Below are 23,422 nucleotides of genomic sequence, written 5' to 3' on the forward strand. Positions count from 1 at the left end.
GCCGTCCGTCAAACTCCGGTTACGGCTTCGACACCTCGAGCTGAATCTGGTCCGCCGTCACACTTTCCAGCTGCACCTGCAGACCGGCGACGTCGACGGCCTGCTGGCCCTTGGTCAACTGGATCTGCTCGCCGGCCACGTCCAGGGTGACCGTGTTGTCGTCGGCGCTGAGAAATTTCGCCTCCACGCCCAGGACGTTCACGCTGGCGTTGGTCTCGCGCGCGATGGAGACGGTGCACTGGTCGAGCCCACAGCTGACGTCCTCACCACACCCGGTGAGCAACGCGAGGCCGAAGGTGGCAGAGGCGAGTGCGGCGACGACACGGCGGCGGTTTCGGGAGATCAACACCCTTATTACGGTACGGGGTACGAGCAACCCTAAGGTGAGACAGTGACTGAGACTTACCTGGTAAAGGACAATCCCGGCCGGCACCGGTTCGAGTTGATCGTCGATGGCGAGGTCGGCGCGCTCGCGGGTTACCGGCTCCGCGACGACGTGGTGATCGTCCTGCACACCGAGACCGCCCCCGAGATGCGCGGCCGGGGCCTGGCCGGTGAGCTGGCCCGCCAGACCCTGGACCAGCTCCGTGCCCGGGGCAGCCGGGTGGTCCCCTCCTGCCCCTTCTTCGCGCACTACATCGCCGAGCACCCGGAGTACGCCGACCTGGTAGCCCACTGAAACAGCGTGTGAACCTCAGCTCGATCCCACCCGCGCTCAACCGGTGTGTGAAGTTCGGGCTCGATCCCACCCGCGCTCAACCCGGTGTGTGAAGTTCGGGCTGGATCCCGACCCGAAGTTCACACGGTGGGTCAGACGGCGACCGGCTGCGGGGCCGGCTCGGCGACGTGCACACCCGCGATGATCTCGGCGGCTGCCTGGCCGAGGGCCCGGGTCGCGCCGTAGGTGGCGATGTGCACGCCACCCACCACGGTGACCGGGATGCCCATCTCGACGACGATCGCGTCCGGGCGCAGCTCCAGCACCCGGGTCAGCGCCTCGGCGATCCACGGGTGCCGGTGCACGTCGCGGACCACCAGCACCAGCGGGCGGTCGGTGGCGCCGGCCAGCACCGGCTCGGCCGGGTCCGGCAGGCCGCCCAGGTCGTCGGCGGTGAGCCGGCGCGAGGTGGTGCCGGGCAGCAGGTCGGCCAGCGGCGCGCCCAGTCCCCAGGGCGTCTCGCTGCCGATCGCGATGTTGCGCGGCGGGGCGAACTCGACCACGTGCGGGACCCCGGTGACCGGCAGCGCCGGGGCACCGTCGGCGAGGGTCACCTTGACGGCCCGCCGGGCGGCGGCGAAGCCCACGTCGGAGCCCCGGATGGTGGCGGGTGCCGCCAGCACGGCCACCTCGGGCTCCGCGGCGGCGTCAGCGATGGCCCGGGCGCCGGTCTCGGTCTGCCGGCGGGTGGTCCACTCGGCGAGCCGGCGGACCCGGGCGACAGCGTCGCGGAGCCGCTCCTCGGACAGCTGGCCGCTGCGCACCGCGGCGACGATGGCGCCGCGCAGCCGGACAGCCGTCTCCTCGTCGGCGTGGTCACCGCCGACACAGATCGCGTCCACGCCCGCGGCCAGCGCCCGGACTGCGGCGCCGGTCAGGCCGTACCGCCGGCGGACGCCCTGCATCTCGATGCCGTCGGTGACGATCAGCCCGTCGAAGCCCAGCTCCTCGCGGAGCAGGCCGGTCAGGATGCGGGGGCTCAGCGTCGCGGGCAGGTCCGGGTCGTACGCCGGAACCAGCAGGTGGCCGGTCATCACCGACCGGGCGCCGGCCGCGATCGCGGCGCGGAACGGCGCCAGCTCGACCGCCGCCAGTTCGTCCAGGCTGCGGGCGATCAGCGGCACGTCGTGGTGCGAGTCGACGCTGGTGTCGCCGTGTCCTGGGAAGTGCTTGGCGCAGCCGGCCACACCGGCGTCCTGGAGGCCGCGGATGAAGGCGGCGGTGTGCCGGGCCACGAGGTCCGGCTCGGCGCCGAACGCGCGGACGCCGATCACCGGGTTGGCCGGGTTGTTGTTGACGTCGGCGTCCGGCGCGTAGTCCAGGGTGATGCCCGCGTCGGCGAGCTCCCGGCCCAGGTCGCGGGCGACGGTCTCGGTCAGTTCGGGGTCGTCGATCGCGCCGAGTGCCAGGTTGCCCGGCCGTGAGCTGCCGTGCCGGGACTCGAACCGGGTGACGTCACCGGCCTCCTCGTCGATGGCCACGATAACGTCCGGCTGTTCGGCCCGCAGCTGCGCGGTGAGCGCGGCCACCTGGGCCGGCGACTCGACGTTGCGGGCGAACAGTGCGACACCGCCCAGGCCTTCCCCGAGCCACCGGCGGATCCAGTCGGGCGCGGCGGTGCCGACGAATCCCGGTTGCAGAACCGCAGCGGCGAGCTCCGGCAAATCGCCGTGAATGGACATGCGCCCCCGTACCTCCGATGCATTCACGAACGCCTATGTGAGCGTTCTCCGGCGTCCGGGGACCTATGCTCACACCCATCCCGAGTTTAGTCAACAAACCTTTCTATTAGCGATGACTGTTACTCGATACGATGACGAGGTGCCGGACACCCCGCTCGCCGCCGTCGTCGACTGGTCCGAGATCCATGCGGTCCGTCTCCTCGGCGTGGCGCTCGCCCTCCTGTTCCTGCTCTGGGCCATCCGTCGCATGTTCGGCGGCAAATAGGGGTAACGGGGCGCGCATGCGCATCGGATACTTCCTGTCGAGCGAGGAGTACTCTCCCGCTGAGCTGATCGAGCAGGCCAAGGGCGCCGAGCGCGCCGGGTTCCAGGGCCTGTGGATCTCCGATCACTACCACCCGTGGGTCGACGCCCAGGGCCAGAGCGCGTTCGTCTGGTCGATGATCGGCGCCCTGAGCCAGGCCACCCAGCTGGAGATCACCACGGCGGTGACCTGTCCCACCGTCCGCATCCACCCGGCCGTGATCGCTCAGGCCGCGGCGACCAGCGCGGTGCTCACCAACGGCCGGTTCCGCCTCGGCGTCGGCACCGGTGAGGCCCTCAACGAGCACATCTTCGGCGACGCGTGGCCGGAGACGGAGGTCCGGCTGGAGATGCTGGAGGAGGCCGTCGAGATCATGCGGGGCCTCTGGAAGGGCGGCAACTACTCGCACCACGGCAAGCACTACACCGTCGAGAACGCCCGCATCTACACGCTGCCCGAGCAGCCGGTCGAGGTGCACGTGTCCGCTTTCGGGCCGAAGGCCGCGGACCTGGCCGGGCGGATCGGCGACGGGTTCGTCAGCGTGATGCCGGACAGCGACGCGGTCCAGCGGTTCCGCGCGGCCGGCGGCACCGGCAAGACGGTGCAGGGCGGGTTCAAGGCGGCGTTCGCGGCCACTCCCGAGGAAGGCCGGCGGATCGCGTACGAGAAATGGCCGAACGCCGGCGTGCCCGGCGAGCTCTCCCAGGTCCTGCCCTCCCCCAAGCATTTCGAGCAGGCCTCGCAGCTGGTGACCGAGGAGATGGTCGGCGAGGCCTTCGTCTGCGGCAACGACCCCGGGCCGCACCTCGAGATGATCCGCAAGTTCGCCGACGCCGGCTTCGACGAGGTGTACGTCGCCAACACCGGCCCCCACTACCAGGGTCTGTTCGACCTGTACGCCCGCGAGATCCTCCCCGAGATCGGATAGTCCCCCTCGATGAAACTCCCCATCTACGGCCCCCGGCTGCGCCGCGTCGCCCGGAAGCACTTCGGCTGGCCCTCGTTGCGCACCGGCCAGTTCAAGCCGATGCGCGCCGTGCTGCGCCGCAAGGACGCTCTCGTGGTTCTCCCCACCGGCGCCGGCAAGTCGGCGATCTATCAGATCCCGGCGGTGCTGCTGCCGGGGCCCACCGTGGTCATCTCGCCGCTGCTGGCCCTGCAGCAGGACCAGATCGCCGCGCTCAACGAGCGGAACGACCCGAAGACCCGCGCGGTCCGGGTCAGCTCCGCCGAGACACCGAAGGAGCAACGGGAGGCCTTCGCAGCGATCCGGAACGGCGAGGCGGAGTTCCTCTTCATCACGCCGGAGCAGCTCAGCGACCCGGAGAAGGTGGCCGAGGTGCGGGCCCTGCGGCCCGGCCTGGTCGCGGTCGACGAGGCGCACTGCATCTCCGCCTGGGGCCACGACTTCCGCCCCGACTATCTGGCCCTCGGCGACATGATCAAGCAGATCGGCCGGCCGCCGATCCTCGCGCTGACCGCCACCGCCTCCCCGCCGGTCCGCGAGGACATCATCGCCCGGCTCCGCCTGCACCAGCCCGAGATCCACGTGTCCGGGCTGGACCGGCGCAACCTGTTCCTCGAGGTGGCGTACTGCCCCGACGAGAGCTACCGGTGGCGGCGGCTGACCACGCTGCTCGACGACGCGCAGGGACCGGGCATCATCTACGTCGCCACCCGGCGGGCCGCCGAGGAACTCGCCGAGAAGCTCACCGAATCGGGCTATCCGGCCGCTCATTACCACGGCGGGATGGCGGCCGGTCTGCGCGAGCAGCGGCACGAGGAGTTCACCGCCGACAAGGTCGACATCATGGTGGCGACCTCGGCGTTCGGCATGGGCATCGACAAGCCGAACATCCGGTGGGTGGTGCACATGGCCCTGCCCGACTCCCCGGACAGCTACTTCCAGGAGATCGGCCGTGCCGGCCGCGACGGCGATCCGGCCCGGGCCCTGCTGCTGTGGCGCTCCGAGGACGAGGCCATCCAGCGCTTCTTCAGCGGCGGGTCGCCGGACGCCGAGGAGCTCCAGGCCCTCGCCGGGGCGCTCCACAAGGGGCCGCAGACCAAGACCACGCTGCAGAAGGAGACCGGCCTGGGCCCGCGCAAGCTGGGCCAGTACCTCGGGCTGCTGGAGCAGGTGGGCGCGGTCCGCACCGGAGCGGGGAACAAGCTGACCGTGCCGGCCCGCGCACCGATGCCGCCCGCGGCCGCCGAGGCCGCGATCGAGGAGTACGAGCGGCAGCAGGTGGTCGTCCGGTCCCGCACCGACATGATGCGCGGGTTCGCCCAGTCCCGGCAGTGCCGCACCGAGACCCTGCTGGCCTATTTCGGCGAGGACCAGAAGAAGGTCTGCAACCACTGCGACAACTGCGCCGACGGCAGCGCCGAGGCGGTCAACGAGGCCGAGCAGGAGGGCCCGTTCCCGGTGCACAGCCACGTCGAGCACGCCGAGTGGGGCACCGGCATGGTGATGAACTACGAGGAGGAACGGATGACCGTCCTGTTCGACGATGTCGGTTACAAGACGTTGTCCGTGCCGGTCGTCGTCGAGAACTCCCTGCTGACTCCTGCCAAGGCCAGCCGATAGAGCAGGTGTGTGAAGTTCGGGCTCGATTCGCACCCGAACTTCACACACCCGCTTCGGTGTACGCCCACGGAGTGAGGTTGGCACGCCCGGGCGGCGAAGATCTACATATAGTCACGGATGTCAATGTGTCGCGCACGCACGAAACGGGGGAACTCCATGCTGCGCCGACTCGGCATCATGATCCTGTCTGCTCTCATCCTGGTCGGTGGCCTGCTGGCCGCTCCGGCGCCGGCGAGCGCCGCGCCGGTCAGCACACCGGCCACCGTCTATTTCTGGAACGACACCCTGCTGGAGCTGCTGCGCCGGCAGACCGGCGCCACGCCGGGTCAGCAGTCCCGGGCGGCCGCGCTGCTGCACGCCGGGATCTTCGACGCCGTCAACGCCGGTTACTGGGCCCGCCAGAACTACCGCGGCACCGGTTACGGCTCCAACTTCTACTCGGGCTGGCGGCTGTTCGAGAACACGCTCGACGACAACCTGGCGGCGGGCATCTTCGCCCACGACATGCTGATCGAGCTGTTCCCGGCCCAGGCCGCCTATGTCCAGCAGCGGTTCGCCGAGCGGCACGGCACCACCGACGAGCACTTCTCGCGGCGGCTCGCGAACCGGATCTTCGACAAGATCCTCGCCGCGCGGGCCACCGACGGCTCCACGGCCAACCCGGGTTACACCCCGGACACCGCTGCCGGAGCATGGCGGCCGACCGGCAGCCCGGCCTGCACCCCGGTGACCCCGGGTTGGGGCCAGGTCAAACCGTTCGTCCTGTCGGCGGGCTCGGCGTACCGGCCGGCGCTGCCGGGCCGGGTGACCACGCACGCGGCATTGCTGCGCAACACGACATACACCGCCGACCTCACCGAAGTTCGCAACCTCGGGCGGCGCGACTCGACGACGCGGACGGCCGCGCAGACGGCGACCGCCCACTTCTGGTCGCACGACACGGACGGCACCTACGGCACCACCGGGCAGCTGCTCGCCCACACGCAGGCAGTGGCCCAGCGGTCGGCCGTCAGCACCGACGGCCTGCGGGTCAGCCTGCTGTTCTCGATGACGGCCCAGGCCCTCGCGGACGCGGCCATCGCGAGCTGGGACGCGAAATATCTCACGGCGGTCGACACGTGGCGGCCGGAGACAGCGGTCCGGAACGACGCCACCAGCCCGGTTCCCACCTGGCTGCCGCTGGCTGCCGCCACGCCGTGTTCGCCGTCGCACGTCTCGGAGAACGCCGCCCTCGCCGGCGCGTGGGCGGGCGTGGCCCGGGCCTTCCTCGGCACGGACTCGCTCACCTACACCGTCGGCACGCAGAACGCGCAGGCGGCCGGAACCACCCGCACCTTCACCACGTTCACCGCAGCGGCGAGCGAGCACGCGGTGAGCCGGGTGTACCTCGGCGTGCACTTCCGGTTCGACACCACCGCCGGTCTGGCCCTGGGTTCGGACGTCGCCACCCAGGTCGCCCAGCGGGGAATGGTGCCGGTGATCGTGCCGGAAGGACCGAGCGGCCGCAAGTGAGGCACTGACCGCGGAAACACCGCCGGCTCGGATCCTGGGTGGGATCCGAGCCGGACGTGTCTAGCGGGTCAGATCACCAGCGCCGGTAATCGGTCTGGGTCTGAGCGTTGAACTGCCAGGTGCGGTTCCAGCGGGCCTTGTCGGTCCGGCGGTCCTTCAACTCCAGGACGTCGAAGCCCTTCTGGATGTCGTTGGAGTAGATGTAGCCGTTGTACCAGTACGCCGACCAGGAGCCACCGGTGACGTTCTCGGTGAGGCTGAGCGGGCCACGCTCCCAGTAAGCGATCTCCTTGGGCTTGCGCGAGTCAGTGAAGTCCCAGACCGAGATGCCGCCCTGGTACCACGCCTGAACCATGATGTCGCGCCCCTTGACCGGGATCAGCGAGCCGTTGTGGGCCACGCAGTTCTCGGTCGCGGCGTTCTCCCGCGGGATCTTGAAGTAGCTGCGGAACTCGAGCGTGAGCTTCTTGCCCTTGCCCTTGATGTCATAGATCGCGTCCGCGCCGAGCTTCGGCCCGACCGTCGGGTTGCAGGTCGCCCGGCCGCCGCCGCCCAGCTCGTCGGTGAAGACGACCTTGGTGGCGTCGTTGTTGAACGTGGCCGAGTGCCAGAAGGCGAAGTTCTCGGTGTCGCGCACCGTGGTGATCACCTTCGGGTTGGCCGGGTTGGAGATGTCGAACAGCGCACCGTCACCCATGCAGGCGCCGGCCGCGATCCCCTTCTCCGGGTACGCCGTGATGTCGTGGCAGCCGGCCGTCGCGCTCTGGCCGGTCGGGCCACCCGGGTAACCGCCGTCCGGGAAGAGCACCGGGGTGGCGACGACCTTGGCAGCGGCCGGGTTGCGCAGCGGGACCTTGACGATCGAGATCTTGTCGTGCGGCGCGGCGCAGAGCGGCGGGTTGCGGTACACGTCGTACGACGAGACGTAGGCGTACACCGACCTGTCCCAGCCCTTGCCGGGCACCAGCGTCAGGGTGTGCGAACCGCAGGCGGTCTGCACCGAGCTGACGTACCGCGGGCTGCGCGGGTCGCTGATGTCGAAGATCTTGATGCCCTCCCACCGGTTCTCCACCGGCGCGGGAGCGGCCGTGCTCTTGCACGAGTCGTCACTGCGCGGGGAGTCGGTGCCGAGGAACAGCAGGTTGCCGTGGACCGAGACGTCGTTCTGCGATCCGGGGCAGAGGACGGCGGTCACCTCCTCCGGCTTCCGCGGGTTGCGGAGGTCGTAGACGGTGAAGCCGTTGTAGTTGCCACTGAAGGCGTACCGGCCCTGGAAGGCCAGGTCGGAGTTGAAGGAGTCGCGGGCCGCGAACAGGTCTGGCTTTGGCTTGTTCCCCACCTGCTTGAGGTTGGGGCTGGAGACGATCTCGTCGACGCCCGGGATGTCCGCCGGGTCGGCCTGTGCCGCGCTCGCGGGCACCACGAATATGCTCGACAGAAGCACGGCTGCGCCGACGTACGCCAGACGCTTGAGCCGCCCTCGTGGGGCAGTCCGGTACATGGAGCTCCTTCCGGCTGAGGAGAACGCTGTGACACGCCGCGCGATGACGCGAACGCGCACTGTGTGAATGATGTTCATCGTTACCATAGTCGTCAATGCGGGATCCTGGTGATCTTCGCACGACACCGGGAGGCTGGTCGATGGGCCGACAACGCGCGTGGACGCTCGCCGCGGCGGCAGCGGTGCTGCTCGGCGCGGGCGGGGCGGTGGCGCTCACCCGCGCGGACGGCGGCGAGCGGGGCGGCGACCGGCCGGTGGCCGCGGACGCGCCGAGCGCCAGTTCCTCGCCGATCCGGGTGATCGTTCCGGGGAAGCCGGGCGAGTCGGCGGAGGTGACCGACTCGGACAAGGTGCAGGCCCCGGACGGCTCGCGGTACAACACGATCGACACCACGTTCGCGCAGATGATGATCGCCCATCACCTGCAGGCGCTGCGGATGGCCGAACTCGCGCCGGACCGGGCGACCAACAAGCAGTTGCAGGCACTCGCGACCCGCATCCAGGCCGCGCAGCAACCGGAGATCGAGTTCCTGCGGGACTGGCTCAAGGAGCGCGGCAAGCCCGAGTCCGACCCGGCGCACGACCACGCCACGATGCCCGGCATGCAGTCCGAGGCCGCGCTCGCCGAGCTGACCGCGGCGCGCGGCGCCGACTTCGACAGCCGGTTCGTCGCGATGATGTCCGACCACCACCGCGGCGCGCAGCAGATGGCGCGGGACGTGCTCAACGGGGGCGCCGACCAGCGGCTGTCGGAATTTGCCAGCGAGATGGCCGTCGAGCAGGGCGCCGAGATCGACCGGATGGCCGACATGGGCATCGCCTGACACGACGGGGCCGGTGACGCCGCGGCGTCACCGGCCCTTGAACGACCCTCCACTCAGGAGGGCTTCACCGTGTCGATCTTGATGCGGGCGTGGGCCTTCGTCGCCATCGGCCGGCGGACGTCGACCGTGACGGAGTACTCCCCGACCATCGTCACCGTGGTGAGCGCCTGATAGACGCCGGGGCGCCCGGCCACCTCGGCCATGATGATCGGACCCTGCAGGTGCGCCTGCGGCATGGCGACCATGTCCACGAACGCGGCCACCTGCCCCTTGGTGATCGGGTCGTACGACCCCGGCGCGTTGATCTCCGCCTCGATCTGCACCTTCAGATCACCGAGGTGGCGGACCGCCACGTTGACCGCCGCCTGCGGCTGGCCCGCCGAGGCTGTGGGCTCGGCAGGCGGCGCCGCCGCGGTGGGCGCCGCGGTCGGGCGGACCACCAGGAACACCGCGATCCCGAAGACCAGCGCGAGGGTGACGCCCACGCACAGGCCCATCACGAACCCGTGCCGGAACGGCCGCTGCTCGTGCGGCCGGCTCTGCCGGGGCCGCACCGGCTTGGGCCGGGGCGCCCGGGCGGGCCGGTCGGCCCGCCCGTCCGTGCCACCCCTGCGCATCTCGTCCGGCAGGACGAACCGTTCGCGCAGCTTCACCGCCGCCTCCTTCGCTCGGCCCGGCCGCTCGCCGGGTTGGCGCCGAGCACACCGGGCGGAGCGGCCTCACCGCCGCCGCGGCCACCCGAGGCGGGCACCGGCTTGTCCGGCAGGGCGGCCAGCCCGGTCTGCGCGGTGGCGTGCACCCGGAACAGCCCCCACTGCCCGCTGATCAGGTGCCGGGCCAGCGTGTTCGTCCGGTAGAGGTAGTCACCCGCCACCGCTCGCGGGCCACCGGCGCCCCCGGTCACCGCCGGGTCGAGGTGGATGTCGTAGACCACGCCCGGGTTGAACTGCCCCTGGTTGGCCGCGATCTGCGACTGCGGGTCCTTCCAGGAACGCCGCCAGGTGTGCCCGTGCAGGGCGAAACTGGTGGCCCGGGAGTCACCCACCGCCTGTGCCACCCGGAAGACCGTCTTGTCCCCGGCGTACGCCTGGAACACCGGTGTCGAGGGATCCCCGTGGGTGTACGAGCTGAAGATGTTCGTGATGTTCTGATCCCCGGCGTACCGGTGCGACCAGGGTTCGTTGCGGTAGTTGACGGAGAACTCGCCCTGGTCCTCGGCGTCGTCGGCCTGCCGCCCGGGACCCTGGACCAGGTCCAGGTTGTCCGGCACGGGCTGGTCGTCGGCCGGGTTGCCGTTGGTGTCCTTGCGGAACAGCGCCAGGTCGCTGTTGAACAGCACGATGTTCTCCCGGAAGTCCGGCTGGGACGGGTGCGCGATGATCGCGCTCGTCCCGCTGGCCAGCGGCTGCCCGTTCGCCGGATTGAGATAGGTGGAGCCGGCCGGCTCGATGACCAGCGCGCCGTAGAGCCCGTGGTGCAGGTGGTTCTGCGGGTCCGCGGCGTCCTGGAGCAACGCCATCCCGGTCAGCGTCGGCGGCAGGTACCACCGGTAGGAGAGCGACCGGTTCGGCGCTATCGTCCCGTCCCGGTTCGGCGACCCGTACCCGGTGAGCGCGCCGAAGACGTTGGTGCCGAGTGACGGGGCGTGGACGTCGACCAGTTGTGGCCGGATGGAGATCCGCGAGCTGACCGGGAACGGCTGGAAGCCGGGCACGTTCACCTCGTTGCGCGGTGGCTGGTCGATACAGGCCGGATAGGCGGTGACCCCCTCCTTGAAGCCGAGTTGCCCCGGCTCGATGGCCTCGTGACAGTGCGGTTTCATCTTGGCCGGGTCCAGCCGGTTGGTGACATGCACGTTCACGCAGTCACCGGCGTTCGCCCTGATCACCAGGGGCTCCGGTTGCTTCGTGCCGTTCTGGATCGCCGGGAGGTCGGCGTCCAGCGCGTACATCAGGCCGTTGGGGTCGTGATCGCCGGCCTTGTTGTAGGTGATGTCCCGGTTGATCGCCGAGATGAAGAAGTCCTTGCGCGGCGCGCCGGTCGCGCAGGGAGTCCCGGGGTCGTCGTAGTCCAGCGCCTCGCTGAGCTCACACGGCCCGACCGAGTTGTCCGGCAGCAGCTGCAGTCTCTGCTCCGGGTTGAGGTTGTGATAGGGGTCGCAGCCCCGGACCTCGGTGATCCCCCAGGCGCCCAGGAAGTAGTCGTCCGAGCCGGTGTAGTTGTAGCTGTAGTAGCGGCTCGGTGGGTAGTAGGACGGATCACCGCCCTGATGTTCGGTCTTGGCCCTGATGTCGATGTACTCCAGCATGCCGATGTGCTGGGCCTGGACGATGTTGCTCTCCGGGTCGGCCGGTTCGAAGCCCCATCGGAAGCCGTCCATGGTGAAGCCGTGCGACTCCTCCTGCGACAGTTGGAACAGCCTCAGTTTTATTCGGTCCCCGGCGTACGCCTTGAGATAGGGCGTGAACGGCAAGCCGTGCGCCGCGGTGTCGAAGAGTTTCGACGGATCCTTGTCTCTTCGGGCCTCGAACGGTTCCAGCCGGTAATTGACGCCCATCACGCCGGAGTCGTCGGTGGTCGACGGGAACTTCGCCGGGTAGATCGGCACACCCTCCGGCGTGACGAACTGGTCGTCGTTCGAGGTCGACGAGCTGGCCGGCTGGAACATCGGGACGTGGTCCTCGATGAACAGCGCGAAGTTGCGGTAGTCCTCCCCGTCGGTGGCCTGTCCGTTGTAGTCGGTGGTCGCCGTGCACCGGACGTCCACGATGGTGCCGATCTGCACCGCCGCCCCGGTGGCCGGGTTGAAGTACGAACAGCCCGCCGGGTGGATCGTCGACCCGCCGAACAGCCCGTTGTCCTGATGGACGTTCGGGAAGAAGTGGTCGTGGAAGCTGTTGGTGGCGGTGTCCTCGTGCACGAAGTTCCGGTACGTGATCGTCTGGCCGACGTCGGCGCCCTGGTCGTAGTTCCAGCCGTTGGCCGCGCCGTCCGAGGAGAGCACGTCGAACTGCACCATGTGTTGATGCAGGCCCACCTCGTTGGTCTCCTGCGCCCGGTCGAAGACGGTGCCGCCGAACTCGCGTGGCAGCCGGTTCGTCAGGTTGTAGACCACACAGTCACCGACGTTGAGCAGCGGTGCGAACGGTTCCGGCTTGGCGCCGGCCTGCACCGCGGCGCGTTGTGACTCCAGCACGTACACCCGGCTCTGTGGGTTCTTCCACTGGAGTTCGGGGTTGTACGTCTGCGCTATCTCGATGGCCGCGATGTCGAAGGTCTTCACCGGCCGGCCGGCCGGGCAGGGGTTCTGGAAGAAGCCGCCGGGTACCTGCGCCCCGGCGTCGGTCGCGGCCTTCTCCAGCGTGGTGGGCGGGAACGCACCGGTAGCCTGGCGGCTGCTCACGCCGAGCGGCGGCTTGGGTGCCTTGAAGCCGAACTTGCCCGGGATGAACAGCGGGAATCCGGGCGTGGTCGCGCTGACCGCGGGCGGGTCCTGCCGCCCGGAGACGGTGGGTTGATAGTCGAAGTCCTCCAGCGGGACCAGCGCCGGGATCGGCGTGCCGTCCGGGTTCGTCCGGTTGCCGGTCTCCCGTTTGTCCAGCGTCCGGTTCAGCCCCCACATGCCGGTGGCGAAGTGCGGATAGAGGTGGCAGTGGAAGATGATGTCGCCGAAGGTGGCCTGCTTGTCCTTGTGCGCCGAGCCGGCACCGCCCTGCGCGATCAGGCTGTAGTGCGCGCCCGGGCTGACCGACTGCACGTCGAGGATGTTCGTCGTGCGGGTGATGTTCGTCGGCTTGGACACCTCGGCGAGGCCGCCCTCGTCCTTCGGGTCGAACGGCCACCGGTTCACGTGCCAGTGGAACGTGTGGGTCTCGAACTCGGCCGGGTGCAGCAGCCGGATCTGCATCGGCTCACCGCGGTAGTTCGCCCAGACCAGGTCACCGCCGCCCGGGTCGCCGAACGCCCACGACGAGAGGCTGGTCTCCTCACCGATGCAGGCCTCCGCAGCGAAGCCCTGTCCCGACGCGGTGGCGGCGGGACAGCCCACCTCCTCGCGGTTGAAGCCCGGCTCGGCGCGGTAGTTGAACGCGAACCACTCGAGCTTCACCGGGATCTCGCCCTGCACCAGGGCGTCGGCGTCGCCGCCGCCCAGACCGGGCAGGGTGCCTCTCTTCAGCAGGTCGAGCTGCGCCGCGGTGGGTTCCACGCACTCGTTGCCGGCGTCGTCGTCATCGTCGCCGCCGCTGTTGCGGCAGAACCGGGTCAGGATGCCCGGCTCCGCCTCCACCTCGTCGTGGATGAAGAGCACGTGCTCCCGGAAGTCCGGCTGGCTCGGGTGCTTGATGACCGCCCGGCTGCCGGAGGCCAGCGGGCCGCCGGTCCGCGCGTCGACCCAGGTCGCCCCGGGCGCCTCCACCACGATCGCGCCGAACGCGCCGAACGAGTGCGAGCCGATGAAGCGGACCTTGCCGTTGGCGTCCGTCGGCCGGGTGTCCTGCGAAGTGAAGTCGGCACCGTCCTTGAACTGGAACTCGCCCTCGGTCCGGGCCGAGAGCCGGTAGGTGATGGACGCGCCCGGCTTCGCGGTGGAGTCCGGGTTGTTGCCGACCGCCGCGCCGTCGGAGCCCTTGACGTCGTAGTCCAGCCCGTCGAAGTGCATGGACGCGTTCGGCGCGGTGGACGGGTCGAAGTCGTTGTTCGGCTGGGTGAGCGCCGGCGCGAACTCGCGCGGGTTCGGCGTCACGGTCCCGGCCGCCCGCAGGACCTCACCGGGCAGCGTGAAGATCGACGAGTTGCGGGTGTAGGAGGGCGCCGCCTCGTTGAGCCGGTTGGTGAAGCGCACCTCGACGCAGTCACCCTGGTTGACCCGGACGGCCAGCGGCTCGATCAGGTCGTTCTCGGCCGCCTTCGCCGGGTTGGCCGCCTGGGTGAAGCTCTGCCGCACCTTGGTGATGTTCTCGTCGAGCACGTACATCCGGCCCTCGGGAACGACGTCGCCGAAGCGGTTCAGGAAGAGCGGGATGTTGATCAACGAGATGTTGAACGTCTTGGTCGCCTGCCCGGTCGTGCAGGGATTGCCGGGACCGGTGGCCGGTGGTGGCGCGGGCAGGGCTGCCGCGGTGGCGTTCGCGACCATCCAGATCGCGCCACCGGCCAGCGAGAGCCAGAGACCGGCACCGACGGCGAGGACCGCCTTGCCGATCGGGGTGCGGCGCCGCCCGGCCCGGAAGAAGGCCAGCGAGAAGATCGCCAGCACCAGTAGGACTTGGGTTGCGTCCGCGATGGGATGACCCATGTGCGTTCCCCCGTGTCATGTGGACATTTCGGGGGAGCTCAGGCCAGAGCAGGCGTCATCGACACCGGAACGCTACTCTGAAGATCCCCCGTGATCACCCAGTGTCGCCACGAGAGACTCGCAATCGACGAGTCTCGATGTCAACTGAACTTGAACCGTTCCAGCGCAGGCTCTGAGCGAACGGACGAACCGGACAGCCGGTCAGCCCGCCGGCAAAGTCGCATGTGGACTCCCGTTGCAATCCGACCCGGAGTCCCCATGCAGTCCCGCAGAGGGCGTTCAGCTGACCGCCTTCCGGAAGGCCTCCACCGCCATCCCGGAGACGGCCCGGCCATGGCCGAACACGGCGTGCTCGAACTCCAGCTCGGCCAGCCGCGCGAGGCTGTGCCCGGCGCGCACCGGGTCAGCGGTCACCATCCGGGGCGGCGCGGACACCACGCCCCGCCGGGCAGCCGCGGCATCCCCGGCGAACAGCACACCGCCGGCCCGGTCGAGCAGGTACGACACGTGGCCGCGGGTGTGCCCGGGAGTGTGCAGCGCGGTGAACCCGGGCAGCGGCTCGGAGCCGTCCGTGGTGATCAGCTGATCGATCTTCGTCGGCTCCACCGTGCCGACCACACGGCTCAGCAGCCTGCCGACCAGGCCGGTCGGCGCGGCCGGCGGGATCGCCCCGGTGATGTTCGGCGCGTCGGCGGCGTGCGCGATCACCCGGGCGCCGCTGCGCCCGCGCACCTCGGCGAGGCTGCCGACATGGTCGGGGTGGTGATGGGTGACCAGGATCGTGGTCACCTCGCCGATCGACCGGCGGATGCCGCGCAGGCCCCGCTCGATCAGCGGCGCCCGGCCGGGCAGACCGGTGTCGACCAGCACCACACCGTCATCGGTGACGACCAGATGCACATTGACGTAACCCAGGCGGAGCTCGAAGACCCCGTCGACCACTTCCCGCACATCAGGATTGTGTCAGCATTCCCCGTTGCCTGGCCCGCGACACGGCTTCGCGGCGGGACCGGGCGGACAGCTTGGCGAGCACGGCCGCGACGTGGGCGTCCACCGTGCGGACCGACAGGACCAGGCGGGCGGCGATCTCCGGGTTGCTCAGACCGTCGGCGAGCAACCGCAGCACCTCGGCCTGACGCCCGGTCAGCCCGGCCGCGTTGTCCCGGGTCGCCGGTTGCGGCCCGCGCGGGATCCGGGCCACACCGAGTTCCCGCAGCCGGGACCGGACCCGGCGGGCGAGCGGGTCGGCGCCCAGGCCGTCGAACAGGCGGACCGCTGTCAACAGGTCGTCCGGGTCGTCGCTCCGGCTCAGGAACACGGCCTGGTCATAGCGGCAACCGGCCTGCCCGAAAAAGCCGGCGGTCGTGCTCGGCGCGTACGGAAAGAAGAGCGGGACGTCCGCACCCAGCCGATGCAACCAGAAACTGAACGCACCCAGCCGGCGGCCGCCCTCCGCGGCCAGCCGGTCCCGGAAGACCGGCGTCAGCCGATCCGCGACCGCGGTGTCACCGCGCAGCCACGCCAGCTCGGCCATCGCCGCGCCCGCCGGGCCGATCCGCTGCGCCTCGCCGATGGCCCGGGCGATCTCCCAGGCCTCCGCGATCATCGGCTCGCCACCCGGCAACCCACGCCGCACCCGGGTCAGACCGCGCACCACCAGCGCCGGGGTGCGCATCATCGTCGGCGCGCCCTCCTCCCACCGGGCGTGCCGCTCCGCCTCGTCCCACTCGCCGGCCTGCAGGCACACCACCGACCGGGTGATGTGCAGGTAACGCAGGAAGCCCAGGACCTCGGTCCGCTCGGCGAACGCCATCCCGGCGTCCAGCAACTCGCCCGCCTCGGCGAGCCGCAGCCGGTCGATGAGGTGCCAGGCATGGTTCGTGTAGGCGCGGCACGCATGGTCGTCCTCCCGGGCGGCGAGGGCGACCGCGAGGCTCTCCTCCATCAGCTTCCGCCCGCGCGGATCATCCTGGTCCCAGAGGGCGTAAGCGACGTTGTTCAGCGCGTGGGACAGCACCCCGGGCGTGCCGGCGGCCCGGGCCAGGGCGACCGCCCGCTCCCCCACCTCCACGGCCGCCGCGCTCTGCCCGCCGAGCGCGTGCAGCTGCGCCAGGTTGCTGAGGCCGAACGCCAGTGCCGCGTCGTCGCCGGCGCCCTCCAGGACATCCACCGCCTCGGCCGCGGTGACCTCGGCGGCCGGCCGGTCGGCGCCGTACCAGTGGACCCGGGAGAGGCGGCGCAGCGCGAGGCCGAGTGCCACCGGGCCGGGCAGGCGGCGGCGCAGCGCCACGGCGTCCCGCTGGGCACTGATTGCCGGGCCGTCCAGTCCCAGGGTGTAGCACTCCTCGGCGTACGCCTCCAGCAGGTCCGCCCGCTCGGCCGGCGGAAAGGCGCCCTGATGCTCCAGCACGAGCCGGTAGTGGGCGGCCGCCTCCCGGTGTGAGCCGGCCGCGACCGCCTCCGCCGCGGCGGCCGGCGCGAACCGCACGATCAGCTCGGTGTCACCCGCCTCGGCGGCGTGGTGCACCAGCCGGGACAGGTCCGCGCCACCACGTTCCAGCAGCGCGGCGAGCACATCCCGGTTGGCCGCGATCCGCCCGGAGGCGGTCAGCGAGGCCTCCACCGCGCGCCGCATCAGCTCGTGCCGGAAACCGACCCGGGAGGGCCGGACGTGCAGCATCCCGCGCTGCTCGGCCGGGGCGAGCGTGTCCAGGCCGCCGGGGATGATCGCGTCGACCAGCCAGCGCTCCACGGTGGACGGGACCACCGCGAGCCGGCTCAGGGCGTCGCGGCAGGCCGGGTCGAGGTGCCGCAGACGGGCGTGCACCGCCTCGGTCACGGTGGCCGGCACGCCGCTGGTGTGGTCGGTGTCGCCTCCGGCCCGGGCGTCGCCTCCGGCCCGGGCATCGCCCAGCAGCTCGGTGACGAAGAACGGATTGCCCGAGGTGATCGTGTAGACCCGGTCGGCGTCCCCGTCGCCGACCAGGCTGCGCACCGCCGTCCGGGAGAGCCGGGCCAGCGGCAACCGGGACACCGCGCCGCTCGCCGCCACCCCGAGCAGGCCGCGCACCGGGTGGTCCGGCCCGATCTCGTCGTCCCGGTAGGTCGCCACCAGCACCGCCGGCAGCGCCCCGATCCGCCGCACCAGGAACCGCAGCACGTCCAGCGTGGCCTCGTCGGCCCAGTGCAGATCCTCCACCACCAGCACGGTGGGGTGGCCGGGCCGGTCCAGCTCGGACCGGAACGCCTCGAACACGGCCGCCCGGTCGCCGGAGCCGAGCGCATCGGTCAGGGTGGTGCCGACCTTCCCGATCAGATCGCGCAGCGGGCCCAGCACCCGCGGGGTGGCCAGGTCGTCGCAGTACCCGATCAGCAGCCGCCCCTCGGCCGGCAGCACCGAACGGACCGCCTCGACCACACTGGACTTGCCGATGCCGGCCTCCCCGGTGACGAGCACGACCGAGCCCCGGCCGTCCCGGGCCCGCCGCGCGGCCGCGCCGAGCTCGGCCAGCTCGTGGTGGCGTTCCAGCAGGGAGCGGGCCATGCCGCAGATTCTAGGTAGCGAGCTAGGTGGTGCAGGTCGCCGAGCTAGGTAGTTGACACGGATTCCCCGTCGCCGCGCGCTCCGTAGAACGGAACCCATGACAGTCAACGAGCAGAAACTCATGGAGTTCGTGCACAGGTTCATCGGCGATCTGGGCGCCACGATGGCCGCCGGCGGCATCGTCATCGGCGACCGGCTGGGGTTGTACCGCGCCCTCGCCACCGCGCCCGCCCTTCCCTCCGAGCTGGCGCAACTCACCAACACCGCCCCGCGTTACGTCGAGGAGTGGCTGCGCGGGCAGGCGGCCGGCGGCTACGTCGAGTACGACGCCTCGACCGGGCGGTACTTCCTCACCGAGGAGCAGGCCTTCGCGCTGACCGACCCGGACGGCCCGATCTTCGCGCCCGGCGCGTTCCAGCTGGCGCTGGGCGCACTGAAGGCCGAACCCCGGATCGCCGAGGCGTTCCGCACCGGTTCGGGCATCGGCTGGCACCAGCACGACGAGGACGTGTTCGCCGGCTGCGAGCGGTTCTTCCGGCCCGGGTACAGCGCGCACCTGGTGGCCGAGTGGCTGCCGGCCCTGGACGGGGTGGTGCCGAAGCTGCAGCGCGGGGCACGGGTCGCCGACGTCGGCTGCGGGCACGGGGCGTCGACCGTGCTGATGGCCGCGGCTTATCCCGACTCGGTGTTCACCGGGTCGGACTACCACCACGACTCGGTGGACCAGGCCCGCAAGCGGGCGGCCACGGCCGGGGTGGACGGCCGGGTGCGGTTCGAGGCGGCCGGCGCACAGGGATTCTCCGGCGGTCCGTACGACCTGGTCACCTCGTTCGACTGCCTGCACGACATGGGCGACCCACTGGGCGCCGCCCGGCACGTGCTCGGGCAGCTCACGCCGGACGGCACCTGGATGATCGTGGAGCCGGCGGCCGGCGCCTCGGTCGACGACAACCTCAACCCGGTCGGGCGGGTGTACTACTCGTTCTCGGCGTTCCTGTGCGTGCCCAGCGCGCTGTCCCAGGAGGGCGGTTACTCACTCGGTGCCCAGGCCGGTGAGGAGCCGATCCGGCGGCTGGTGACGGACGCGGGCTTCACCCGCTTCCGCCGGGTCGCGGAGACCCCTTTCAACATCGTGTACGAGGCGCGCCCGTAACGCCGATGGGCGGGAAGCCGGCGTCCACGCCGTCTTCCCGCCGAATACCGGAACAGCGCTGTTGGACCCGGCATCATGGAGACAACCGGGACTCGCCCCGGGGCGCGGACGCGGAGGGCTGGTGCATGAACGCTGCAACCGGTGAGCCGGAGGGCTTCTCGAGCGACGACAAGCCCATTCCGGACGTCACACAGATTCCCCTTATCCAGCTGTTCTGCGAGGGCAGCGTCTTGGACGCGGCGATCAGGCGGCTGAGCGAGGATGCCGTCGAAGAACGCGAGATCACGGCCGGCTTCGGCAACATCCCATGATCCGCGGGCGCGAGTGGCCGGCGGATCTCGACATTCCGGCCGGCTTCCGCCCGTACGCCTTCCGGGAGTTCGTCCTCAAAATCCATCAGCGCTGCAATCTGGCCTGCGACTACTGCTACATCTACACGATGGGCGATCACAGCTGGCGTGATCGTCCCGCGGTCATGTCCGTCGCGGTGCTGCGGGCGACAGCCGCACGCATCGCCGAGCACGCCGGCACGCACGGCCTGAAGTCGATCCGGGTGGTGCTGCACGGCGGCGAGCCGCTGTTGACCGGTCGCGACCACCTCGGCATCCTGCTCGAGGAGCTGCGCGGGACGATCGGAGCCCACCGCCGTCTGCACCTCGCTGTACAGACCAACGGCGTGCTGCTCGACGAGGCGATGCTCGACCTGCTCCAGGCTTACGAGGTGCGGGTCGGCGTCAGCCTGGACGGCCTTGGCGCCGACAACGACCGCCACCGCCGGTACGCGGACGGCAGAGGGAGCGCCGCCGCCGTGGAACGGGCCCTCGGCCTGCTGGCCGGCGAACGGTACCGGCCGATCTTCGCCGGCATCCTCGGTACGGTCGACGTCACGTCCGACCCGGTCCGCACCTACGAAGCGCTGCTACGGCACCGCCCCCCGGTGATCGATTTCTTGCTGCCGCACGCCACCTGGGCCCGCCCGCCACGACGGACGACCGACCTCGCCGACGAGTACGGCGACTGGCTGGTCGCCGTCTTCGACCGCTGGTACGACGCGCCCGTCCAGGAGGTACGGGTCCGGATCCTCGAAGACGTCCTCAGCCTCGTGCTGGGCGGCGCCAGCCGGTCCGAGCAGGTCGGGCTCAGCCCGGTCACGGTGGCCGTCGTCGAGTCCGACGGCGCCATCGAACAGGTGGACTCCCTGAAATCGGCCTATCCCGGCGCAGGCGTCACCGGGTTGAACGTGGCCCTGGACTCCTTCGACCAGGCGCTGCGTCACCCCGGCATCGTGGCCCGCCAGCTCGGCCCGGCGGCGCTCTCCGCCGAGTGCACGGCCTGTCCCATCCACCAGTGGTGCGGCGCCGGGCACTACGCGCACCGCTACGCGCCCGGCAGCGGCTTCCGCAACCCGTCCGTCTACTGCCACGACCTCAGCCGCATCATCACGCACGTGCGACGGCGGGTGGCCGCCGACATCGCCGGGAGAACGAGGCACGCCGACGGTCGCGTGGAGTGACTCCGCCCGGCCGTCGGCGGCGACCAGTCCGGGGCCTATGTGGGCGGCGGCTCGATGTCACACTCGGCGCGCTTGAACCGGCCGGCGTCGATGGTCTCCGGATGGTTCGGGCCGAGCACCTCGGTGAACAGGGCGAGCGTTTCGTCATACAGCGCCAGGCCGGTCGCCTCCTGGCCGGTGGCCTGCAGATCCAGCGACGCGTTCACGGCACAGGCCAACGTGTACGGGTGCCGGTCGCCGTGCACGTCGCGCGAAATCTCCAGTGTTCGGGCCGACAGCTCGCGGGCGCCCTTGACGTCGTGCGCGAGAACCAGGTCGCTGGCCACCCCGACGGCGGCGCACAGCGTGTATCCGTGCCTCGCGCCCAGGAGTGCGGTCAGGTCGTCCAGCACCGTTCGACCGATCTCGCGGGCTTCCCGGCTCTCGCCGAGGGCCCGGTAGATGATCGCCAGATTCGATCGGGCGACCAGCGCCAGCGGGTGCCTGGCCCCGAACATGCTGCGGTAGCGGTGGACCGCGTTCACCGCATGCTCGCGCGCCTCAGGGAGCCGCCCGTTCACCCGGAGTGTGTTGGCATAGGTCATCGCCGCGGCCAGGGTCCGCTCGTGGTTGGGCCCGAGCCGCGACTCATGCTCCAGACAGTTCTCCTCGGTCCAGACGAGGGCATCCGGGTACTGGCCGGTCTTGCGCAGCGCCACGCCGAGGGCGCGCGCCGCCCGCAGCACGTAGGTGTGCCCGCTGCCGAGCAGCGTGCGGTACCGCGTGTAGACCCTGTTAAGGGACTCCAGCGCCTCCGCGTAACGACCCCGGCCGTTCAGGTCGATGGCCCGGTTCACCAAGCAGAAGATGTAGCGCGAATCGTCCTCGCCGACTGCCTTACGCCACTCGTCGGTCAAGTACTCGTCGACCTCCAGCGCACCCGCGAAGTCGCCGAGGATGCGCTGATTCACCGCGCTGTTACTCAGTGCGCGCAGCGTCTGCTCGTCCTCCTCGCCGAACACCCGGCGGTGGCGTTCCACGTTCTGCTCGTCGATCTCGAGCGCCTCGCGGTACTGGCCGGCGATCCGCAGGTCGACCGCGACGCTCATGGCCGCTGCCAGCGTGTGCTCATGCTCGGGCCCGAACTCCGGGCTGGCCTTCAGCCGCCGGTACACGTCCTCGTCGAGTGTGCGGGCGGCCTCCCGCTCGCCCAGGTCGCGCAGGGCGTTCGCCAGGTGCCGTTCGGCGATCAACGTGAGCTCACCCATCGGCCCGGCCCCCTCGCCGTTGCCCCTGTTCCAGACCTTCACCGCGAGCTCGCCGAGACGCCGGCTGCCTTCGTAGTCACCGACCACGTACATGTAGCGGATCTGATCGAGGACCACCTGGCGGGCGCCGTGGATCTCGGAGTCGACCAGTCCGGCGGCGGTGATGTGCGGCCCGATCTCCTGGTAGACGACGCCGTAGCGGCGGGTGTCGTCGGGCTGCGCCGGATTGGCCGCCGCGAAGATCCGCTGCACGTTCTCCTTGCTCTTTTCGAGCAGCTCCGCGCTGAGGTCCGCACGCAGCACCGTCTGCACCAGACGGTGCACCTGGATGCGCTGGTCCGGGTCGACCCTGGCCAGGCCGTACTTGCGGAGGTCGCGGATCGTCCGGTTCAACCTGATCGGGTCCCGGAGCACCGGTCGCAGCGGCTCGGACACCGCCGCCTCGCGGGCCCGCCGCAGCATGCCCACCGACAGCGGTTCGGCGCCGAGGAAGGCGAACAGTTCGAGGAGCTGGGCCACCGCGGGATTGTCGGACCGCAGGCGCTCGAACGCGAGGCGCACGAAAGCGGCCACCGTCGTGGGGTACAGCGGCGGTCTACCCTCGGACATCAGCTCGCGCGCGTGGGTGGCAAACAGGTCGAGGTACTCACCGACCGGCATCCCGGTCGCCTGCTGCCAGTAACGCGCCTGGTCCAGAGCGAGAGGCAGGTCGCCCAGCGTGGCGGCGAGCCGGTCGGCGTCCTCAACCGAGACGGCCTCGATACGCTTCCGCAGAAGGGCAATGCTCTCGCCGCGAGTGAAGACGTTCACCTCGACGGCGTCACTCGAACTCGACCACTCCTGGTTGCGTGAGGTGATGATGACGTGACCGCCTGAGGAGGGCACCAGCGGGAGGATCTCGTCCGGCTCGTCGGCGTTGTCGAAGACCAGCAGCCAGCTCAGGCCGCCCCTGCTGAGCGCGCGCAGGACGGCGTCGGCGGTCTGCCGCTGGTCGAGGTTCTGGGTGAGGCCCAGTTCCTCGCAGAGGCTCGCCAATGAGGTCAGCGCGAGCGACTTCTGCTCGGCCGGAATCCACCAGATCAAATCGTAATGCTCGGCATACCTGTACACATATTCCAAGGCGAGTTGCGTCTTTCCCCCGCCACCCAGGCCGTGCAGGGTGCGAGGCAGCACCGATGCCTTACTGCTCTCCACCAGGGCGGTCCGCAATGATTGCAGAAGATCCTCCCGGCCGGTGAAGTCCGGATTCCGAATCGGGATGTTCCCGCGAATACGGTGTCGGCCCTCAACAATATCCAACTGGTCGGTCGTCCTCTTCTCAAGAATATCCGTCTTCGCCACGGGATCTCCATCGCTTAAGATCAAGTCGCCGGTGGAGGACCTGATTGCGCCGGAATTTTGCGGGCTGATGTTAGCGGATCCATTTCTCTCCTGCCGGCCGATCGCCCGGATCACCGATTGACCGAGTCCGATCGTGCCGCCAGCTCGATCTATCCATTCATGCAGTGCCCTGCACTCGCCCCGGTCGCACATATGAGCGA

17 protein-coding genes are annotated in these 23,422 nt (G+C 70.3%); 9 read left to right on the forward strand and 8 right to left on the reverse strand.

The features are described from left to right. Nucleotides 1-19: 19 nt before the first annotated feature. On the reverse strand, nucleotides 20-349 hold the full coding sequence (locus AC0NH5_RS15620) for a hypothetical protein (RefSeq protein ID WP_474404147.1): 330 nt from the start codon (nucleotides 347-349) through the stop codon (nucleotides 20-22). A gap of 42 nt (nucleotides 350-391) precedes the next feature. Between AC0NH5_RS15620 and AC0NH5_RS15625 the strand changes: the two genes are divergently transcribed. Then, nucleotides 392-679, forward strand: coding sequence for a GNAT family N-acetyltransferase (locus tag AC0NH5_RS15625; RefSeq protein ID WP_474404149.1), 288 nt, complete (start codon nucleotides 392-394; stop codon nucleotides 677-679). A 131-nt stretch (nucleotides 680-810) separates the two neighbouring features. Here the strand turns inward: AC0NH5_RS15625 and AC0NH5_RS15630 are convergent, their stop codons facing one another. Further along, nucleotides 811-2,400: a glycoside hydrolase family 3 protein gene (locus AC0NH5_RS15630; RefSeq protein ID WP_474404150.1), complete on the reverse strand. Its 1,590-nt coding sequence runs from the start codon at nucleotides 2,398-2,400 to the stop codon at nucleotides 811-813. Nucleotides 2,401-2,512: 112 nt separating this feature from the next. Between AC0NH5_RS15630 and AC0NH5_RS15635 the strand changes: the two genes are divergently transcribed. The 4 genes from AC0NH5_RS15635 (at nucleotide 2,513) to AC0NH5_RS15650 (ending at nucleotide 6,803) form a co-directional block, all read left to right on the forward strand. Next, complete coding sequence (locus AC0NH5_RS15635) at nucleotides 2,513-2,665, forward strand: hypothetical protein (RefSeq protein ID WP_474404152.1); 153 nt, start codon at nucleotides 2,513-2,515, stop codon at nucleotides 2,663-2,665. 16 nt (nucleotides 2,666-2,681) lie between these two features. Continuing rightward, complete coding sequence (locus tag AC0NH5_RS15640; RefSeq protein WP_474404154.1) at nucleotides 2,682-3,632, forward strand: TIGR03557 family F420-dependent LLM class oxidoreductase; 951 nt, start codon at nucleotides 2,682-2,684, stop codon at nucleotides 3,630-3,632. 9 nt (nucleotides 3,633-3,641) lie between these two features. Further along, nucleotides 3,642-5,291, forward strand: a complete 1,650-nt coding sequence (locus AC0NH5_RS15645; protein ID WP_474404155.1) for a RecQ family ATP-dependent DNA helicase — start codon at nucleotides 3,642-3,644, stop codon at nucleotides 5,289-5,291. 156 nt (nucleotides 5,292-5,447) lie between these two features. Next, on the forward strand, nucleotides 5,448-6,803 hold the full coding sequence (locus AC0NH5_RS15650) for a vanadium-dependent haloperoxidase (RefSeq protein WP_474404157.1): 1,356 nt from the start codon (nucleotides 5,448-5,450) through the stop codon (nucleotides 6,801-6,803). Nucleotides 6,804-6,876: 73 nt separating this feature from the next. Here AC0NH5_RS15650 and AC0NH5_RS15655 read toward each other — a convergent pair whose 3' ends face one another. Continuing rightward, nucleotides 6,877-8,304, reverse strand: a complete 1,428-nt coding sequence (locus AC0NH5_RS15655; protein WP_474404158.1) for an LVIVD repeat-containing protein — start codon at nucleotides 8,302-8,304, stop codon at nucleotides 6,877-6,879. Between the two features lie 140 nt (nucleotides 8,305-8,444). Here AC0NH5_RS15655 and AC0NH5_RS15660 point away from each other — a divergent pair, with 140 nt between their 5' ends. Continuing rightward, complete coding sequence (locus AC0NH5_RS15660; RefSeq protein ID WP_474404160.1) at nucleotides 8,445-9,128, forward strand: DUF305 domain-containing protein; 684 nt, start codon at nucleotides 8,445-8,447, stop codon at nucleotides 9,126-9,128. A gap of 53 nt (nucleotides 9,129-9,181) precedes the next feature. Here the strand turns inward: AC0NH5_RS15660 and AC0NH5_RS15665 are convergent, their stop codons facing one another. The 4 genes from AC0NH5_RS15665 to AC0NH5_RS15680 all read right to left on the reverse strand — a co-directional run bounded on the left by AC0NH5_RS15665 (nucleotide 9,182) and on the right by AC0NH5_RS15680 (nucleotide 17,968). Further along, nucleotides 9,182-9,781: a hypothetical protein gene (locus AC0NH5_RS15665; protein ID WP_474404161.1), complete on the reverse strand. Its 600-nt coding sequence runs from the start codon at nucleotides 9,779-9,781 to the stop codon at nucleotides 9,182-9,184. Further along, a complete protein-coding gene (locus tag AC0NH5_RS15670) occupies nucleotides 9,778-14,424 on the reverse strand; it encodes a hypothetical protein (RefSeq protein ID WP_474404163.1) in 4,647 nt (1,548 codons plus the stop codon). The genes AC0NH5_RS15665 and AC0NH5_RS15670 overlap by 4 nt, the downstream gene beginning before the upstream one ends. A 279-nt stretch (nucleotides 14,425-14,703) precedes the next feature. After that, nucleotides 14,704-15,375, reverse strand: coding sequence for an MBL fold metallo-hydrolase (locus AC0NH5_RS15675; protein ID WP_474404164.1), 672 nt, complete (start codon nucleotides 15,373-15,375; stop codon nucleotides 14,704-14,706). Between the two features lies 1 nt (nucleotide 15,376). Then, a complete protein-coding gene (locus AC0NH5_RS15680; protein WP_474404165.1) occupies nucleotides 15,377-17,968 on the reverse strand; it encodes an ATP-binding protein in 2,592 nt (863 codons plus the stop codon). A 97-nt stretch (nucleotides 17,969-18,065) separates the two neighbouring features. Here AC0NH5_RS15680 and AC0NH5_RS15685 point away from each other — a divergent pair, with 97 nt between their 5' ends. The 3 genes from AC0NH5_RS15685 (at nucleotide 18,066) to AC0NH5_RS15695 (ending at nucleotide 20,634) form a co-directional block, all read left to right on the forward strand. Next, on the forward strand, nucleotides 18,066-19,121 hold the full coding sequence (locus AC0NH5_RS15685) for a class I SAM-dependent methyltransferase (RefSeq protein ID WP_474404167.1): 1,056 nt from the start codon (nucleotides 18,066-18,068) through the stop codon (nucleotides 19,119-19,121). Between the two features lie 125 nt (nucleotides 19,122-19,246). Further along, nucleotides 19,247-19,432: a hypothetical protein gene (locus tag AC0NH5_RS15690; protein WP_474404168.1), complete on the forward strand. Its 186-nt coding sequence runs from the start codon at nucleotides 19,247-19,249 to the stop codon at nucleotides 19,430-19,432. After that, the gene (locus AC0NH5_RS15695; RefSeq protein ID WP_474404170.1) at nucleotides 19,429-20,634 is read left to right on the forward strand and encodes an FxsB family cyclophane-forming radical SAM/SPASM peptide maturase; all 1,206 of its coding nucleotides are present in this window, start codon (nucleotides 19,429-19,431) and stop codon (nucleotides 20,632-20,634) included. The genes AC0NH5_RS15690 and AC0NH5_RS15695 overlap by 4 nt, the downstream gene beginning before the upstream one ends. A 35-nt stretch (nucleotides 20,635-20,669) precedes the next feature. Here the strand turns inward: AC0NH5_RS15695 and fxsT are convergent, their stop codons facing one another. After that, on the reverse strand, nucleotides 20,670-23,336 hold the full coding sequence (gene fxsT / locus AC0NH5_RS15700) for an FxSxx-COOH system tetratricopeptide repeat protein (protein WP_474404172.1): 2,667 nt from the start codon (nucleotides 23,334-23,336) through the stop codon (nucleotides 20,670-20,672). Nucleotides 23,337-23,422: the final 86 nt, after the last annotated feature.

The organism is Actinoplanes sp. 13 (assembly GCF_056134165.1).